This is a genomic window from Streptomyces sp. NPDC031554 (assembly GCF_055580685.1).
Window position 1 is genome coordinate 135,518 of sequence record NZ_JBVIKX010000004.1, and the last position, 18,082, is coordinate 153,599.

Consider the following 18,082-nt stretch of genomic DNA (forward strand, 5'->3'; position numbering starts at 1 on the left):
GGGCGCCGGTCCGAGCGGCGCTGCCGCCGCTCTCGCCGGGCCGTCCGCCCCCTGCCTCGGATTCCGCGCGCCCCGGCCCACTGGACCGGCGTCCTTGGCTGCCGCACGGCCTGCGCACGGCACACCGGACCCCGGACCCGCCCGGCCCGCATCACCCGAACGCCTCAGCGTAACGTGCGGGGAACACGGATCCGCCGGGTTTGCGGGGGTGGGCGGGGTCCGGGCGGGGTGGTGGGCTTGGCGCGGTCCTGCGAAGGGGTGGCTACTCCTTCGCCTTCGTGTTCTTCGCGCTCTTCCCGCCGGCGGGCTTGGCGGTGGCCTTCTTCGCCGCCTTACGGGCGGGACGCCAGGCGCGCAGCTCCTCGTCGGTCACCGCGAACTCCTCCTCGCGCTGCCAGTCCAGCAGCGCCTCCTCGAACATGCCGGCGTCCTCGGGGTGCCACTGCTTGAGCCATGGCAGCAGCTCCAGCAGACCGGCGAGGTAGGGGATGAAGTCCTCCCGCTCCCAGTTTCCGGAGTTCGCGCGGGCGTCGATGGTCTCGGTGAGGGCCGTCGCCTGCTCCAGGTGGTCCCAGCCACCCCAGCCCAGGACCTCGATCGCCGGGTTGAGGGTGCGGCTGTAGGAGATGAACCGCTCCTTGGGCACGTCGAGACCGCCGCGCTGGGCGGCGTAGGAGGCCTTGCGGAAGTCTGCGGTCGTGTACTTCGGCGGCACGGGAGTACCGTCCCTGATCTCCAGCGCCTTCCGGTGGTCCCCGGCGGCGGTGGCCGCGTCCTCCTCCCGCTGCCGCTCCCAGACCTGCTCCCACACCTCGCGCTTCTTCTTGTGCGCCGACTCCGTGTAGCGCAGGGCGGCGAGGAACGGCACGTGCTGGTCCTCGACCAGCTTGGGCACGATCACGGACAGTTCCTCGCCGGGCGCGTAGAGCTCGGTGACGGCCACGAAGTCGTGGTCGCCGGTGAGGTCGTCGACCAGCTCGGGGAGGGAACGAGTACGGGGGCGCTCCGTCCCGTCGTAGTCCGTCTCGTACCAGAGCTCCCGGCGCTCCATACGCGCAAGCAGCCACTCCTTGAGTGCGGCCTGCTGCTGGTCTTCCCAGCTGTCGGTGAGCCAGCGCCGCTTGTATTCGGGGCGCTCGATGAGCCCGATCACGGAGGAGTTCTTCATGGCTTCGAGGCGGCGGCGGACCGTCTCCTTGTAGGCGTCGGGCCATTCAGTCGGAATCTCACTGATCATCTTCGACTTGTGGCGCCGGAACCACTCCGTTTTAACACCCTGCTCTTTGACCCGCTTACCGAGGTCGATTTCGAAGGCTCGCTGCCCGAGGGCGAGGCCTTCGGCGGGAAGTGAGTCTTCGGGTGCGGTGAGGTCGTCGCACAGGCCGTAGATGTCGTAGACCTCCCAGTCCAATTCCTCCTGGAGGGCGATCATCCGGGCACGGATGCGGTGCCATTCCGATTTTGCCTGCGCCAAGGATTCGGACGTGGGTGGATTCTCCGGGTCGGCTGCGATGACGGAAGGGGTTACGGCAGCGAGCTGTTGGGCGAGGGTGTCCAGTTCTGTTGCGCGGGTGAGAGGGTACTCAGCAGGGAGAGGGAATTCCTGGACGTTAGTTCCGTTGAATTGATAGAAATCATCAAATGGGACCCTCGACTGCCTAGCCCCCTTTACATCGACAGTACTCCCTTTACTGTGACACATCTGCTTCAGCCAAAAGCACGCCATGGATGAGTTCAGCAGCCCTAGAAGCTGAAGGTAATCACCTTCAGTGGAATTCTCGGGAAGTTTAACAACAGGGGCAGTTCGATTGAAAATTTTGCCGCCCCGATCGAGCGCAAAATGATTATGAGTGGCTACTTCTGCGAAGGTAACCGTTAGCCGTGACTTGAGCTTTCCTGAATAAACCTCCTGCCACTCATACCAGGCAAGATCGCGATCCACCATGGGCGTACCGAAGCGTTTCCTGCGCCTGATTACACTTTTCCCCTCGTTCAAAATTCGAGCAGTTGCCCCCAAATCTGATAGCGGTAGAACTTTGAAGTCCTCCCTATATGTCCAAATCGCATCGAATTCCGGAATCGCCAGGTAATCACGAACGGACTCGCCAGTGATCAGCGGCTTCGATTGCCGCACACCCAATCGCCTTGAGGTACCATTTCGCGGCAATAGATAGAGATCGTCTTCGCCAGTAACCGCAGCGATTCCAACTACGGCCTTGGAGTGTTTTTTCAGCTCACCTACTGATTTTTTCTTAATCTCTAGAAGTGTTTCCACGCCACCGTCGGCAAGCACCCACGGATGCTTGCCGAAGTAATCGCCGCGATCAAGGTTATCGGCAGAGACCCACGCACCCGCACTCTTTCCCGGAGTATCGATCCGCTCCACGATATCCCTCCACACCAGGCCAAGCCTTGGATCCCTCGGAGACGTAGGCTCCCCTTGCACTCCGCGGACGGCCCGTACAGTCTTAGCGCCAAGGGAAGCCGGGCGGTTTCTTCCAACAAGTATCACCGTTGGGGTTCCGTGACCAGGAATATAGGCACCAGAAGAGTCGATCACCTCGATCAGATCCACGTAACTCTTAAGGTACCCCTGCACCATTTTCTCGCCGAACTCGCGCTTCATGAAGGAATTGGAAGTGATTTGCCCAACATAGCCAGACTCGACATTCCCTTCCTCGTCACGGACCGCAAGTTCGAAGAATCGCTGCATGAACGGGACGGACAGAACATACTTACCGTGACAGACATTCCTGTAAAGACGACGGTACGTATCCCTAAGCCTGGAATCTTTCACGGCGATATACGGCGGGTTTCCAACCACCACGTGATAACGACCCGGCTTGAGGATGTCAAGATGCTCGGCCAAATCCTCCGTGTCAAACCAGAATTCATGGTCTCCCTGCACATTAGAGGCATCGTCCGCTTCAAAAAGCTTTCCCTGCTCAGTCTTAAGAAGAGCATCACCCGTTGCAATGTGGAGCGGCCAATCATAGCTAGCCGCTTCGGACAAATTCAAAACGCCTGCTGCTTTGAAAGCGGCAATGAGAAGCCGGAAGCGGGCAATCGCCACAGCAAACGGATTTATATCGACGCCATGTACTGCATCAAGCGCTCCGGCCACTCGGGCGTGAACATCATCACTAGGTGCTCGATTTTCCCACTCCTCAAGGATTCGATGAAACGCCCCTAGAACGAAGTGACCCGACCCACAGGTCGGATCAATCATTTTGACTACGTCATACCCGACCCGCTTAACTGCCCTACCGAGCGTACGTTCGAGGATGAATTCTTCTACAAACTCGGGCGTCTGGAGAAGTGCATATTTATCCTTCGCCTCCTGCGAAAGATCCTGATAAAGATCACCAAGGAAACGAGTGCTCCAATCCGGATCATTGAAGTGATGCACGATTCGAGTCCCCGATTCGGGAACTTCCTCATGGAGGCGCCAAAAGTCGATCAGCCTCTTTGCGCCTTCGTTAGAGAGAGGGATCTGGTAAAGCGGATTATGATCTTCATCGAAAAGCATCTGCCCTGCCGGCGATGATCCGATTTCATCAAAAGCCGAAAGGAGCCAGTCACGGTGAGTGCGGGACGGATCATGCGCCATGAATTGGTCATGTCGTTCCTCTGCATATGTCTGTCGGCCGGGTACCGGGCCAGCCAGGAACGGGTTTCTAATAAGGTCGTTGTCTTCACAGAAACGGACGAAAACTGTGCCGAGGATCCACGCAACAGCAGCCTGGGTCACACGCTCGCTGATCCACTGGGAGGCGGCAGCCGATGTCCTACGCGCCTTGAAAGCCCTATTGTGCTCCGTAAGGAGCCGTTGCTCGGTCTCGGGGAGCGTCTCAAGCTGCGAGTGAAGGTCCTTCTCGGCCTCGGCCACCTGCTTCTGCAGGTCCTTGAGCAGACGCGCGCTGTCAATCACTAAGCCCACCAACAGTTGAAGTGTTCGATCTCGGAAGGCGCCCTGTGGCGCACAAGCATCCATTGGACCACGACCCAGCCCCGCCTCTTAAGAGAGTGACGGGGCTGGTGTGGACTGTGAGGCACGAGTCAGTAAGGACCCACCATCCCCTTCTTAACGGCTGACACGAAGGATGCCCAGCCCTCGATCTCGAAGATGATGGCTGGTCCTTGAGGGCGCTTGCTGTCACGGACAGGCATCAAGCCAGGGAAGCCTTCTGCGATCTCGACGCAGTTTCCCCCTTCACCATTGGTGTATGACGACTTGCGCCATACCGCGTTACTCAGGTCGAGCGGGGTGGTCATGGTTTCGGCAAGTCCTCCGCCACCGATTCGATCAGAGTGAGGGACGCCTCCGGCGGCAATGCGGCGGCCCTGGCCAGATCGTATGACGTTTGGTATCGCTCAACCAGGGCCGGATCGTCGATGAGTTGACCACTGTGTGGCCCCTCCACGTAGGCAACGGGTGGTGCGTCCCTGAAGGTCATGAGAGACACCACCCCCATCATGAAGGTGTGAGGCCCCGCCTCGTATGGATGAACCTGGATCAACACGCCACGGGTACCGGCGAGCTCCGCAAGCCAGGCCAACTGCTCAGCCATGACATCCGTTCCTCCAACTGGCACACGCAGGGCTGCCTCGTGAACGATCTCCCACAGCAGAGGTTCTGCGGAGTCGTCCAGAATCCGTTGACGTTCGACTCGGGCACGTACGTACCCCTCCACCTCATCCGATGACGCGTAGGGCAACGTGGCCCGCGTCAACGCCCGCGCATACCCCTCCGTCTGCAACAACCCCGGCACCAGCATCGGCGCGTACTCGCTGATCGTCTTGGCCCGTGTCTCCAGCTCCGCCGCGTCCGCGAAGTAGTCGGCGTGCTTGGACTTGCGGGCCAGTTCGCACAGGCGCTGGAAGTGCTCGCCGGTACCCAGGACCTCGTCCAGGAGCCGGGACAGGTCCGGCTGCGGACGCCTGGTCGCCGACTCGAACTGGCCGATGTACGTGCCGGAGCAGAAGACCCGCTCGCCGAGCTGGTCCTGGGAGAAGCCGGCGGCCTCGCGGGCCCGGCGGAGTTCACTGCCGAAGAAGGTCCTCGGCGACGTGAACGGGTCCATGTCCTGGTTGCGGTTCTGTCGGCCGGCCATCGGCTGTGCCCCCTTGCGGTGTCCGTGTGCGCGCCCGCCAACTCCGCGGGGCCAAGTGCCGCGCACTGCCCGCAACTCCGTTGCTGGCACGCGACCTCTACCGAGAGTAGCCCCACATCAGCACGCTGTAGGCATGAACAGCAACAATCACCCCTTCCCCACCCAGACCGAACACCCCCTCCCGACCGTCCCGTTCGCCTATCCGTTCCCGGACAACCCTCTGGCCTCCGCACTCGCCGTCTCCGACGAGCTCAGCGCCGCCCTCGCCCTGCACGGCATCACCCTGCCGTCCCTGGGACCGGAGCTGGCGTCCTGCACGACGTCCACCGTGCACCGCCCGCTCCTGGAGCTGGGCCGGGTGAACCTGTCCACGGCCCACCGCCTGACCGTCGTACTCACCGACGCGGCGGACGCGCGTAAGGCAGCGGCCCGCCCGAGCACGGGCGGCGACAGCGGAACCGGCTGCGGCACGGACCGGTGACCGCACCCCCACCCGGCCCCTCCCCGGGCCCGAACACGGCCGCCCTGCCCCCGCCCCCGCCCCCGCCCCCGCCCGCCGGAACGGTCGTCGTCGACGAGCGCACGGGTCGGACCGGGGTCGTCATGGACCACGTCGGTCCCTACCTCCAGCTACGGCCGGTCGGCGGCGGCCGGGAGTGGGACGCGCTCCCGGCACGGGTCCGCGCCGCCTCCTCCGCCGAGCGGCTGCGCGCCTCCGTGGCCGCCGCCAACGCCCGGAGCCGGGCCCTTCCGCCCGACCTGGCAGGGCGGGGCTAGAACAGGGCACGGGCAGTAGCAGGCGGTTACGCCGCCTGCTCCTCCCCCGGGTCGTTGACGACCCATGCGTGGTTGAGGCTGATCCACTCCTCGCGGTCCTCGATCGACACGGTCGCGGCGTCCAGCCGTGGCCCGAGGGTCGGGTCGCTGAGCGGGCTGAGCAGCCAGAGGCCACGCCCGTCCGGGCCGCCCCGCCGTGCCAGATCGGCGAGCCGCTGGAGGACGCCCATACCGCCGTAGCGGGCCATGACATAGGCGTCGTGCAGGAGCACCGGGCGGCGGCCCGCCGCTGCGCCGTCCTCCCCCGCCCTCGCCGTGCCGGGGCCCGCCGGTGCCTTCAGAGAGGCCAGGATGTCCTTCTCCACGTCGCGCCACGCGGCGGCCGTGTACTCACCGAACTTCATCGCGTCCCGTGAGCCCGGTTCGGCGTTGTCCGCCTCCAGGATGGTCTCCCAGGTGGGCCGGGGGCGGGCCTCGACGAGGCGGCGCAGGCTGGCTAGGAAGAGGGCGCTGACGTCGACGGGTTCGGCCTGCCACTCGCGCCCCTGCTCGGTGAGGGTCCGCAGGGCGAGGCGCTGGTCGTCGAAGCGGACGGTGAGGACCCGGAAGCCCGGCCGGCCGCCGGATTCCTGGAGCTGGGCCCTGGCCTTGAGCCGGGCGCGCTGCTCCGGATCCCGGGCCGTCCAGTGGTCGGTGCGGCTGACCCGGCTGGGGCGGCGCTGGGTGACGACCGAGGTGACGTCACCGCCGCCGGCGGTCTCCCGCCTGGGGACGAACCAGCCGCGCGGGCGCTTCCGGTTCGTCCGCCACTCCAGCTCGAAGCCGGCCTGCCGCAACAGGCGACCGAGCAGGACCCGGTCGTCCGGGAGGCGGCTGGACAGGTCGGGGAAGCGGGCGCGGACCCGGTCGTGGATCTGCTCGACGGTCAGGCCGTCCTGCTCGTCGTCCGGCTTGCCCGCCAGCGGCAGCAGCAGGCCGGCCTGGGCGAGGCGGAGGGCGCGCACCGGTTCCAGGGACCGGGCGTAGATCTCCAGCCGGGCGTTGGCGGCCGCGTCCTGGGAGGCCGCGGCGGCCAGGGTGACCATGCGGGCCTCGTCCATGGTGATCTGGGCCTCGGGCCAGCGGGCCCGGAAGGCGCTGTCCGCGGCGACGATCTGCTCCAGCACGGTGCCGGGGCCGGCGAGGGTGTCGCGTGCGGCCAGGGCGTCGGCCGCCTTGCCCAGTCGGTCGGCGTAGTTGAGGAGGGCGGGGGCCGAGGGCGTGTCCGGGGCGTCCCTGTCCTCGTCGACCTCCAGGGCCAGCATCATCCGGTTGTCGCCGGTCTCGCCGTGGCGGCGGCTGCGCATACGGCGCGGGGTCATCCCCCAGTCGACCTCCCACGCGGCCCGTACGGCGGCCGTGCCGAGGGCGCGCCGCACCGCGGGGTCGGACTGGGAGGTGCCGCGGCGGCCGATGAGGGCTTCGGCGAGTTCGGTCGCCGAAGCGACCCGGCCCAGGGTGGCGAGTATCTCGACGACCTCGTCGCGCAGGGCGACGAGTGCCGGGTCCTTGGCCCAGCGCTTGCGCTGGGCGCCGAGGATCTGGGCGATGCGGCCCTCGGTGACCTGGTCGGTGGTGAGCGGGGCGACCGACTTGTTCAGGGGCCAGCTGGGCAGTCCCTCGGGCAGCCGGCCCTCCTCGTCGGGGAGGCGCAGCAGCAGCCGTACCGTCTCGACCTCGGTGGCGTTGCGCCCCCGGGGTGCCGGCTTGGGCACCATGAGGGTGACCAGGGCGTCGAGGGAGAGGCGGCGCAGGGGGAGGTCGCTGCCCTCTTCGCGCTGCTCGGAGCGTGCCTCGGCGATCTCCTCCGCGGAGTCGCCGCGCTCGGCCGGGGAGAGCGGGGAGGGCTGGCGGACGTCGAGGGCGAGGCGCCACTGCTTGATGCGGCGGTTGATCTCGTCGCGGGTGCGGGCGCCGAGGCCGGGGCGGTTGACGAGTCGGCGGGTCGAGTAGTCGAGGAGGTCGCCGACGGTGTGGACGTCCAGGCCGTTGAGGAAGGAGACCGCGCGGAGGGACAGGCCTGCCACTAGGAGGGCGGTGTCGCGGCCGGCCTTGGCCGCGGCTTCCTCCCGGGCGTCCTCGTCCGCCGCGGGGTCGAGGGGCGGGAGCTCGCCGACGGGCAGCGCGGCGGCCGAGGAGGTGGTGTCCTCGGGGTGGCCGCCGGAGCGGCTCTGGACGGGCAGGTCGGCGAGGGCGAAGACGCGCTGCCAGGCGCGCTGCATCTCCTTCAGGTCGGGGAACCGCTTGCGGTGGTCGCGGTGCAGGGCACGCTGGAAGAACTCGGTGAGGCCGTCGCGGAGGGCCGAGTCGAAGGCCTCGGAGGCGATCCTGGGGTGCGGCCACTCCTTGGGGTCGGTCTGGCGCGGGAGGACGGAGCCGTCGCCCCACTGGGGCAGTTCTCCGGAGGCCATCTCGTGGAGGGTGACGGCCAGGGCGTACCACTCGGCGTGGGCGTCGTAGCGGCCCCGGGTGATGTTCTCGACGAACGGGTCGAGGTAGCCCTCGGTACCGGCCCGGACGGCGTCGACGTCGAGGCCGGCGAGGGAGAAGTCGAAGAGGACCAGCTGCCGGGTGCCGTTGGGGCGGACCCGGATGGCGATGTTGTCGGGCTTGAGGTCGCGGTGCCACACGCCTTCGCCGTCGAGGAAGTCGACGGCGGCGAAGAGGTAGGTGGAGTACGTCTCCAGCTGGTCGGTGAGGAGCGGGCCCCGCTCGCGCAGCTGGCGGGCGACGGTGCGGTCGCCCGCGTGGTCGAGGACGAGGACGGTGCGTGGGCCGATGCGGATCGGCTCGGGTAGGGCGGGGTGGATGACCTTGGAGTCGTTGCGCAGCCTGGACAGGACGTCGGCCTCGCGCCGCAGCGCCTCGGCGTACTTGTCCTTGCGGGCGATCTTGAGGACGACCGGTGCGTTGTCGCGTTCGAGGTCCTCGGCGAGCAGAGCGCGTGAGGTGGAGCCCTGGCCCAGGCTGCGCTTGATGCGGAAGCGGCGGCCGACGACGTCGCCCGGGGTGGCCTCCAGCGGGTCGCCCTCCTCGCCCTGGGTGTCGAGGGCCGGTTGCGGCTCGGGCTTCGTGGGCCTGAGTCCCTGTTCGACGACGTCGAGCCACTCCAGGAATTCCGCGGCGGTGCGGATGCGGCGGTGCGGGTCGAAGGCCGTGGCGTCCAGGATGATCTGGTCGACGTCCTTGGTCAGGCCGTCGGCCACGGCGGAGGGCACGAGCCCGCGGCCCTGTTCCAGCCTGGCGCCCAATTCGGCCTGGCTGCTCGCGGGCGGCCTGCCGGTGAAGATCAGGTAGCCCAGCACTCCGAGCCCGAACACGTCGAGGGCGGTGGGGTCCGGGGACTTGGCGGTCACCTCGGGGGCGAGGTAGGGGTCGGCGACCTCGGAGACGTATGCGGCGAGGTTGTTCGACGGGATTATCTCGTGGCCGCTGCTCAGGCTGGAGCCGGAGCCTCCCGCGGCGCCCTTGGTACGGGGGCGGCGGACCGCCGTCTGCCATTCGGCGATCTGAAGGACCGGGTTGAGCCAGCGGTCCTCCTCGCTGCCGGTGCGCGGGCCGGGCAGGACGTGGACGGCGCGGGCGTGCAGGGCGCGGTGGAAGAGGAGGTGCCGGTGCGCGTAGTGGACCGTTTCGGCCAGTCGGCGCAGGAGGGCGGCCCGTGCCCGGGCGTCCAGCTTCGCACCGTACTGGAGGAGGTAGTCGTCCAGGCGGAGCGTGCGCGGGTCGTAGGCGTACAGGAGGGCGGGGCCGGCGCTGTGGCCGTTCTCGTCGAAGTTCTCCAGGGCGACCAGGCCCGGATGCCTGAGGCCCTCCAACGCTCGCGCCTCGCGCTCGGCGGTGTGGCTGATGGACTCGCGGGCCTGCCGGTCCGCCCCGCGTTCGCGCAGGTAGATGCGTACGCGGCGGGTCTTGCTCAGGGAGTCGTGGCGGCCGAGGTAGTCGGCCCAGTTCGGCCCGGTGTCGAAAGGAGTGCGGTCCAGGCGGTAGGTGCCGACGTGGAACTCCGCGTCGGAACGGCCGACGCCCACCTCGGCCAGGAGCTTGCCGAGCCCGCGGGAGAACTCACGGTCGATGCCCGACTTAATGTCGCGCGCGGGGCGCTGGAGCTCGGCGAGGACGTCGTCGAGCCCGCTGTGCCCGGCCTTGCCGAAGACGCCCGCCAGGTCGTTGGGCGCGAGGCGGATGCGCAGGCCGGGGTCGGTGAAGAAGATCAGTTCCTGGATGTACGGGACATGGCGCCGCGGGTCGGTCTTCCGCAGGGCGTCCTTGAGCAGGCCCTTGAGCTCCTTCGCCTTCTGGTTGGCGAGGTGGCGGGGGTTGCGGTGGATGCGGGTGCGGTCGCCGGGAAGGGTCTGCACCCAGCTCGCTCCCGAGGAGGTGACCGTGCCCTGCCAGTTCTTCAGTTCCACCAGGAAGAGACCGGCCGGGGCGGCGACCAGCAGGTCGACCTCGCGGACGTGGCCGCTGTGCGCGGTGAAGGTGAAGTTCGACCAGGCGCGGTAGGGCTCGTTGTCCGGAAGCCTCTCCTTGAGATACAGCAGTCCGCTGCGTTCGTGCTGGAACTGCGACTCGGTGACAGTGGTCCACCTGCCGTCTCGCATGACCGCGACGCCCCTTTCCGTATCTCGTCGTCTCGCCTGTTTCCTGCCGGTGGCCGGATCACAGCAGTTGGTCCAGCCTATCGACCCCGACCGACGGGCCAGAAGTATGCACCCGCGTCCTGTGGACAGACGGTCGCAACAGATCATCTGTTGGCTCTCTGCTCCCCATGGGGCCGGGGCCCTCGCCTAGGGTTGGGGCCATGCTGTCGTACAAGCTCTCAGAGGTGACCGTCGAGGGGTATGCCTCCATCCGGTCCAGCACGCTGAAGCTGGGTGATGGCGTCACCGTCCTGGTAGGCGCCAACGGGGCGGGCAAGAGCAATGTCGTCGGAGCGCTGGAGCTGTTGGGATGGATGGCGGACGGCGACCTGGCACTTCAGGTGGGTATCCACGGTGGCGCCCAGGCTCTGCAGTTCGCGGGACGCGGTACCGAAAAGGGTATTCGGCTGAAGGTCAGTGCCCCCCCGTACCGCTATGAGGCGTATCTCCTTCCCTCCACGAACGACAGCTTCGTCTTCGCAGAGGAGAAGGGGCACTTCCACGAACCGGGTCCCGGCCTCCCGATGGAGGAGAGTTTCGGCCGCGGACACCGCGAATCGCTGCTTCGCCAGAAAGAGGAGGAACAGCTCTCCCGCCTGGCGGGTCCGGTGCGGCACATCCTTGCGGGCTGCCGTGTCTTCCACTTTCAGGACACCAGCCGTGAAGCGCCGGTCAAGCAGTTCGGATACGCGGCGGACAACGAGGCGCTGAGGCCGGATGCGGCCAACCTCGCGGCGTTCCTGTTGCGGCTGCGCGAGGGCGAGCCAAAGTCGTACCGGCGCATCGTACGGGCCATCAAATCAGTGGCGCCGTTCTTCAGGGATTTCCTGCTGAAGGAGGAGCCCGGCGGCCGGATCCGCCTGCGCTGGATGCAGGAGGGAGTCGACGCCGTGTTCCCGGCGGAGGCTCTCTCGGACGGCACCCTGCGGTACATCTGTCTGTGCGTCCTGCTTCTCCAACCTGATCCACCGGCCCTTTTCACGCTTGACGAGCCGGAACTCGGGCTGCACCCCTACGCGATCGTCCAGCTGTCGGACATGCTCCGATCGGCTGCCGTGAGCAGCCAGATTGTGATCGCCACTCAGTCCGTGACCCTTCTCAACCAGTTCTCACTCGACGACATCGTAGTGGTGGAGCGCGAGGAAGGTGCGACGGAACTGAGGCGGCCGGCCCCGGAAGAACTGCAGGGATGGCTGGACGACTACTCCCTCGGGGAGTTGTGGGAGAAGAACGTCCTGGGTGGCAGGCCCTCCCCTGAATCGCCGGTGCGGAGCCGCTCGGAATGATCATGGTGGGAGTGCTGTGCGAGGGGCAGACCGAGGAGAACATGGTCAACGACTTCCTCGCGCCCGAGCTGGCGGCATATGGCATCTGCCTGGTACCGACCATCCTGACGACCCGGGTGCCGGCGGGTGGCGCCGCCGGCAAGGGCGGGGTCAGCAAATGGGCGAAAATCGAGAAGGATCTATACAAACTGCTGGCCAGTACCCACTGGTCGGCGGTCACCACTCTCCTCGATTACTACGGCCTTCCTCAAGACAGTCCGGGGATGTCGAGTCGGCCGACCGGCTCGGCCGTGGGCAAGGTGACGTATGTCGAGCGATGCCTCGCGGAACGCATCGGCCATCCTCGCTTTCTCCCGTATGTCGTGCTGCACGAAACGGAGACCTGGGTCTTCGCTGCGGCGGAACAGCTCGGGGACTGGGCAGACGATCCGGCTCTGGGCCATGAGCTCAAGCGTCAGGCCGACCACGCAGGAGGCCCTGAGAATGTGAACGACAGGCCGGAGACGGCGCCGTCCAAGCGGATCCTCAAGTTGTACCCGCGATATGTGAAAACACAGGACGGCCCGGTTGCGGTGATGGAACTCGGTCTGCCTTCTCTGCGAGCCGCTTGCCCACACTTCGACGGCTGGATCACGAAACTGCTGGCTCTCGCAGCACCCTGACTCACTTGGGAGCTCGATTCAAGGCGCCGGAGAGAGGACGCAGGTCCAGAGCCCGGCGCTCCTCGTCATATGTCGGCCGTATAGCCGTACCAGGACAAGTCGCGATGTGTCCCCCGCGGAGGTTGACGGGCAGTTCAGGCATGGCCAATGATCCCGGCCATGCCTGCCACCGCCGCCGCGTCCCACCGGCGTTCCGCTCACCGGGGTCCTGCTCGCCGGGGTTCCGCTCGCCGGGGTCCCGTCGGCCGGGGTTCCTCCCGTCGGGCGTCGGCCGTCGTGTTGCGGTTCGGGCGGCTGGCGGCGGCGTGGGTGGTGGTGTCGCTGATCCTGCTGGCGGGGGTGTGGGGTTCCTGGGGGACGGCGCAGCACGTGATGCTGACGAAGGGCCGGGAGCAGGGGACGATCGCGGTGGCGCGCTGTGGTGCGGACTCCTGTTCGGGGCCGTACACGCCGTTGTCGCCGGGGTCGTCGGCGCGGGCGCGGGTGGTGATCGAGAGGACGGTGGCGGTGCGCGAGGGGCGGACGTACACCGTGGTGGTCAAGCCGGGCGGTGGTGACGACGTGGTGCGGTCCGGTCCTGCCGGGGTGTTGTACGCGTGGGTGCCGATGGGTGGGGCGCTGTTGCTGGCGTCGGTGGTGGTCGCGGGTGGTCTGGGGCGGGCGCGGCTGGGGTGGGTGCTGGCGGGGTCGGGGGTGGCGTTGCTGACGGCGGCGTTCGTGGCGGTGTAGTGCCGCGGGCGGGCACGCCGGTACAGCACCGCGGGCGGGTGCGGTGGTGCCGTGGGACGGGCGAAGGGCGCCCCCGGGGTTCTCGGGGGCGCCCTTCGTGGTGGTGGGGGTGGGTGTCAGCCGGTGTTGCGCAGGCCGGCGGCGACGCCGTTGACGGTGAGGAGGAGGGCGCGGGCGAGGAGGGGGTCGGGTTCGGCTCCGGAGGCGGCCGCGTCGCGCTGGCGCTTGAGGAGCGTGACCTGGAGGTAGGAGATGGGGTCGAGGTAGGCGTCGCGGATGGCGAAGGTCTGCTTGAGGGCGGGGGTGGCGTCGAGCAGTTCCTTCTCGCCGGTGACCTTGAGGACTTCGGCGACGGTGAGCGCGTGTTCGGCCTTGATGCGGTCGAAGACGTGCTTGAGGTCGTCGGGGACGAGGGTGTCGACGTAGTGCTGGGCGATGCGCAGGTCGGTCTTGGCGAGGGTCATCTCGACGTTGGAGATGAAGTTGCGGAAGAAGTGCCACTGGCCGTGCATCTCGTCCAGGACGGTGTCGAGGCCGGCTTCGCGCAGGGCCTTGAGGCCGGAGCCGACGCCGTACCAGCCGGGGACGATCTGGCGGGACTGGGTCCAGCCGAAGACCCACGGGATGGCGCGCAGGCCGTCGAGCGAGACGCCGGAACCGGGGCGGCGGGAGGGCCGGGAGCCCAGGTGCAGGTCGGCGAGCTGGTCCACCGGGGTCGACGCGAGGAAGTACGTCGGCAGGTCGGGGTCCTCGACGAGGGCACGGTAGGCGGCGTGGGCGGCGTCGCTGACGACGTCCATGGCGGCGTCCCAGCGGGCGAGTGCCTCGTCGGACTGGCGGGGCGCGGTGTGCAGGGCGGAGGCCTGGAGGGTGGCGGCGACCGTCAGTTCCAGGTTCTCGCGGGCCAGTGAGGGGATGAGGTACTTGTCGGAGATGACCTCGCCCTGTTCGGTGACCTTGATCTCGCCTTCGAGGGTGCCCCAGGGCTGGGCGAGGATGGCGTCGTGGGAGGGGCCGCCGCCGCGGCCGACGGTGCCGCCGCGGCCATGGAAGAGGCGCAGGCGGACGCCGTAGCGGTGGGCGACGTCGCGCAGGCGGCGCTGGGCGCGGTGGATCTCCCACTGGCTGGTGGTGATGCCGCCGAACTTGGAGGAGTCGGAGTAGCCGAGCATGACCTCCTGGACGTCTCCGCGCAGTGCCACCAGGCGGCGGTACGACGGGTCGGAGAGCATGTCCTCGAGGATGGTGTCGGCGGCCTTGAGCTCGTCGGTGGTCTCCAGCAGGGGCACGATGCCGATCTTGGCCCAGCCGGCGTGCAGGTCGACGAGGCCGGCCTCGCGGGCGAGGACGGCGGCGGCGAAGACGTCGTCGGCGCCCTGGCACATGGAGATGATGTACGACTCGACGACCTCGGGTCCGAAGACCTCCAGGGCGCGCTTGACGGTGAGGAAGACGCCGAGGGTCTTCTCGCCGGCGGCGTCGACGGGTGCCGGGGTGGGGGCGAGGGGGCGTCGGGAGCGGAGTTCCTTGGCGAGGAGCTTGGCGCGGTACTCGCGGGGCATGTCGGAGTAGCGCCAGGACTCCTCGCCGAGGCGGTCGAAGAGCTGGCCGAGGGCGTGGTGGTGGGCGTCGGCGTGTTCGCGGACGTCCATGGTGGCGAGCTGGAGGCCGAAGGCGGCCAGGGTGCGGATGGTGCGGTTCATGCGGCCGTCGGCGATGAGGCCGCCGCGGTGCTCGCGCAGGGAGGTCTGGACGAGGGTGAGGTCGCCGATGAGCTCGCTGGTGCCGAGGTAGTCGCGGCCGGGCTCGTGGGGGGTGCCCTTGGCGAGGCGCTGCTTGGTGTTCTCGAGCTTCTGCCGGATGCAGGTGGCCTTGAGCCGGTAGGGCTCCTCGGCGTTGAGGCGCTTGTAGCGGGGGCTGATCTCGGGCAGGCGTTCGAGGTCGGCCTGGAGGGAGGTGAGGAGTTCCTCGGTGGCTCCGGTGTAGCGGATGGAGTTGGAGAGGAAGCCGCGGAGTTCGTCGATCATCTCCAGGGCGTCGTTGATGCCGTGTTCGTGCTGGAGGATGAGGACGTCCCAGGTGACCTGGGGGGTGACGTTGGGGTTGCCGTCGCGGTCGCCGCCGATCCAGGTGCCGAAGGTGAGGGGGCGGGTTCCGGCGGGGACGGTGACGCCGACGCGTTCGAGTTCGGCGGTGAGGTCCTCGAGGACGTCGCCGACGGCTCCGGCGTGGAGTTCGTCGAGGTAGTAGATGGCGTTGCGGGCCTCGTCGGCGGGTTCGGGGCGGACGACGCGGAGTTCGTCGGTCTGCCAGACGAGGTCGATGTTCTCGGCGAGGCGGGTGTCGTGGCGGCGGCGGTCGGCCTCGATGACGGGGGTCTCCAGGAGCGCGGCGATGCGCCGGAGCTTGTTGAGGACCGAGCGGCGCGCGGCTTCGGTGGGGTGCGCCGTGAACACGGGGCGGACGTTCAGGTTGCGGACCGTCTCGCGGACGTGTTCGGGGTCGGCGTCCTTGAGGCGGTCGGCGGTGCGGGCGAGGAGTCCGCCTTCGGCGGCGCGCCTGGCGCGCAGTTCGCGGCCGCGGTGGACCTGCTCGGTGACGTTGGCGAGGTGGAAGTAGGTGGAGAAGGCGCGGACCAGCTTGGCCGCGGTCTCCAGTTCGGTGCCGCGCAGCAGTTCGGCGGCTGACTCGCCGTCCTCGCGCGTGAGGCGGCGGACCTTCTCGACCAGGTCGAGGAGCTCGGGGCCCTCCTGCCGGACGAGGGTCTCACCGAGGAGGTCACCCAGTCGGCGGATGTCGGCGCGCAGCTCGGGGCTGGTTGTCGTCTGGTCGTCGGCACTGCTCACAGGTGCGGCTCCTTGCAGTGTTGAAGCTCGTCCGGGAGGGAACCCGGCCGCCGGACCCTGCGGCGGGGCCGCTCACGGGTCTGTCGTCCGGGAGGAAAACAGAGCGGACCGCGCTGTCCGACCGATCCAAGGATAGGTGGCCGGGCGGACGCGCGGTCTGGCGGGCTCTTGCCTCGGGGTGCCGCACTGTCATACTTACGTCACCGTAGGTTACGAAACCGTAGGAAGTGTGTGCGGTCCTCCGGGATTCCGCGCATCTCTCCACCCACGACCCCACAGGGGACGCGCATGACCTCAAGCTCCGACGTGATCGAAGACCCTTCACAGGCGCCCGGCGGCTCCGGCGCCGCCTCCCCCACGACGTCCGCCACCCTGGGCGGTGAGCAGAAGCGTTCGATCGAGCAGGTCGCGCTGCTCGTCTTCATCGTCGTGCCGTTCCTGGCCCTGCTGGCGGCGGTGCCGCTGGCCTGGGGCTGGGGGGTGAGCTGGTTGGACCTGGGCCTGTTGGTCTTCTTCTACTACCTCGGGTGCCACGGCATCACCATCGGTTTCCACCGGTACTTCACGCATGGTTCCTTCAAGGCGAAGCGGCCCTTGCGGATCGCGCTGGCGATCATGGGGTCGATGGCGGTCGAGGGGCCGCTGGTGCGCTGGGTGGCGGATCACCGCAGGCACCACAGGTTCTCGGACGCGGAGGGCGACCCGCACTCGCCGTGGCGGTTCGGGGAGACGCTGCCGGCGCTGGTGAAGGGCCTGTGGTGGGCGCACATCGCCTGGATGTTCGACGAGGAGCAGACGCCGCAGGACAAGTACGCGCCGGATCTGGTCAAGGATCCGGCGCTGCGGGCGATCTCGCGGCAGTTCGTGCTGTGGACGGTGCTGTCGCTGGCGCTGCCGGCGGTGATCGGGGGGCTGGTGACGATGTCCTGGTGGGGGGCGTTCACCGGGTTCTTCTGGGGGTCGCTCGTGCGGGTGGCGTTGCTGCACCACGTCACCTGGTCGATCAACTCGATCTGTCACGCGGTGGGCAAGCGGCCGTTCAGGTCGCGTGACCGCTCCGGCAACGTGTGGTGGCTGGCGGTGCTGTCCTGCGGGGAGTCGTGGCACAACCTGCACCACGCCGACCCGACGTCGGCGCGGCACGGGGTGATGCGGGGCCAGCTGGACTCCTCGGCGCGGTTCATCCGCTGGTTCGAGATGCTGGGCTGGGCGTACGACGTGCGCTGGCCGTCACGCTCGCGTATCGATTCGCGCCGGAACACGGGCGGGGACGGCTCCCGGCGCCGGAAGGCGGCCGCCGAAGCGGCATGATGGACGCCGTGGCGACCGACTCCAGCAACACCCCGAGCAATGAGAAGCCGCGGCGAGCGCGTCGCACCCGGATGACCGGTGCGGAGCGTCGCCAGCAGTTGCTGGAGATCGGTCGCACCCTCTTCGCGGCGAAGGGGTTCGAGGGCACGTCGGTGGAGGAGATCGCGGCGAAGGCCGGGGTGTCCAAGCCGGTGGTGTACGAGCACTTCGGCGGCAAGGAGGGGCTGTACGCGGTGGTGGTCGACCGTGAGATGCGACGGCTGCTGGACATGGTGACGAGTTCGCTCACGGCCGGTCATCCGCGGGAGCTGTGCGAGCAGGCGGCGTTCGCCCTCCTGGACTACATCGAGGAGTACACGGACGGGTTCCGCATCCTGGTGCGGGACTCCCCGATCCCGCAGTCCACCGGCTCCTTCGCCTCCCTCATCTCGGACATCGCCACCCAGGTGGAGGACATCCTGGGGCGGGAGTTCAAGAGCCGGGGCTTCGATCCGAAGCTGGCGCCGCTGTACGCGCAGGCTCTGGTGGGGATGGTCGCGTTGACCGGCCAGTGGTGGCTGGACGTGCGGCGGCCGAAGAAGGCGGAGGTGGCGGCGCATCTGGTGAACCTGGCGTGGCACGGCCTGGACGGCCTGGAGGCCAGGCCCCACCTGATAGGCCGCCGCAAGAGTTGAC

12 protein-coding genes are annotated in these 18,082 nt (G+C 68.0%); 7 read left to right on the forward strand and 5 right to left on the reverse strand.

Annotated elements, in window-relative coordinates; translation table 11 throughout:
• Positions 1-262 precede the first annotated feature (262 nt).
• The 3 genes from pglX to ACZ5FU_RS12555 form a co-directional block, all read right to left on the reverse strand.
• Positions 263-3,994 carry a BREX-2 system adenine-specific DNA-methyltransferase PglX gene (gene pglX / locus ACZ5FU_RS12545; RefSeq protein WP_469045303.1) on the reverse strand — a complete coding sequence of 1,244 codons (3,732 nt, stop codon included), beginning with the start codon at positions 3,992-3,994 and terminating at the stop codon, positions 263-265.
• 65 nt (positions 3,995-4,059) lie between these two features.
• Entirely contained in the window at positions 4,060-4,275 is a 216-nt protein-coding gene (locus ACZ5FU_RS12550; RefSeq protein ID WP_469045304.1) for a DUF397 domain-containing protein, read from the reverse strand.
• Entirely contained in the window at positions 4,272-5,114 is an 843-nt protein-coding gene (locus tag ACZ5FU_RS12555) for a helix-turn-helix domain-containing protein (protein ID WP_469045305.1), read from the reverse strand. The genes ACZ5FU_RS12550 and ACZ5FU_RS12555 overlap by 4 nt, the downstream gene beginning before the upstream one ends.
• A 133-nt stretch (positions 5,115-5,247) precedes the next feature.
• On the opposite strand from ACZ5FU_RS12555, the gene ACZ5FU_RS12560 reads away from it, so the two are divergent.
• Both ACZ5FU_RS12560 and ACZ5FU_RS12565 read left to right on the forward strand, forming a co-directional pair.
• Entirely contained in the window at positions 5,248-5,595 is a 348-nt protein-coding gene (locus ACZ5FU_RS12560; RefSeq protein WP_469045306.1) for a hypothetical protein, read from the forward strand.
• Positions 5,592-5,891, forward strand: a complete 300-nt coding sequence (locus ACZ5FU_RS12565) for a hypothetical protein (RefSeq protein ID WP_469045307.1) — start codon at positions 5,592-5,594, stop codon at positions 5,889-5,891. Before ACZ5FU_RS12560 ends, ACZ5FU_RS12565 begins: the two co-directional genes overlap by 4 nt.
• Positions 5,892-5,917: 26 nt before the next feature.
• On the opposite strand, the gene pglW is transcribed toward ACZ5FU_RS12565, so the two are convergent.
• The gene (gene pglW / locus ACZ5FU_RS12570) at positions 5,918-10,534 is read right to left on the reverse strand and encodes a BREX system serine/threonine kinase PglW (protein WP_469045308.1); all 4,617 of its coding nucleotides are present in this window, start codon (positions 10,532-10,534) and stop codon (positions 5,918-5,920) included.
• Positions 10,535-10,734: 200 nt separating this feature from the next.
• Here pglW and ACZ5FU_RS12575 point away from each other — a divergent pair, with 200 nt between their 5' ends.
• From ACZ5FU_RS12575 to ACZ5FU_RS12585, 3 genes are all read left to right on the forward strand, one after another.
• On the forward strand, positions 10,735-11,859 hold the full coding sequence (locus tag ACZ5FU_RS12575; protein WP_469045309.1) for an AAA family ATPase: 1,125 nt from the start codon (positions 10,735-10,737) through the stop codon (positions 11,857-11,859).
• The gene (locus ACZ5FU_RS12580) at positions 11,856-12,521 is read left to right on the forward strand and encodes a DUF4276 family protein (protein WP_469045310.1); all 666 of its coding nucleotides are present in this window, start codon (positions 11,856-11,858) and stop codon (positions 12,519-12,521) included. The genes ACZ5FU_RS12575 and ACZ5FU_RS12580 overlap by 4 nt, the downstream gene beginning before the upstream one ends.
• 147 nt (positions 12,522-12,668) lie before the next feature.
• Positions 12,669-13,250: a hypothetical protein gene (locus ACZ5FU_RS12585; RefSeq protein ID WP_469045311.1), complete on the forward strand. Its 582-nt coding sequence runs from the start codon at positions 12,669-12,671 to the stop codon at positions 13,248-13,250.
• Between the two features lie 116 nt (positions 13,251-13,366).
• Here the strand turns inward: ACZ5FU_RS12585 and ppc are convergent, their stop codons facing one another.
• Positions 13,367-16,096 (reverse strand): phosphoenolpyruvate carboxylase, encoded by a 2,730-nt coding sequence (gene ppc / locus ACZ5FU_RS12590; RefSeq protein WP_468644515.1) that lies wholly within the window; start codon positions 16,094-16,096, stop codon positions 13,367-13,369.
• A 288-nt stretch (positions 16,097-16,384) separates the two neighbouring features.
• Here ppc and ACZ5FU_RS12595 point away from each other — a divergent pair, with 288 nt between their 5' ends.
• Positions 16,385-17,407 (forward strand): acyl-CoA desaturase, encoded by a 1,023-nt coding sequence (locus tag ACZ5FU_RS12595; protein ID WP_451527451.1) that lies wholly within the window; start codon positions 16,385-16,387, stop codon positions 17,405-17,407.
• The gene (locus tag ACZ5FU_RS12600; protein WP_451527452.1) at positions 17,404-18,081 is read left to right on the forward strand and encodes a TetR family transcriptional regulator; all 678 of its coding nucleotides are present in this window, start codon (positions 17,404-17,406) and stop codon (positions 18,079-18,081) included. Before ACZ5FU_RS12595 ends, ACZ5FU_RS12600 begins: the two co-directional genes overlap by 4 nt.
• Position 18,082 lies beyond the last annotated feature (1 nt).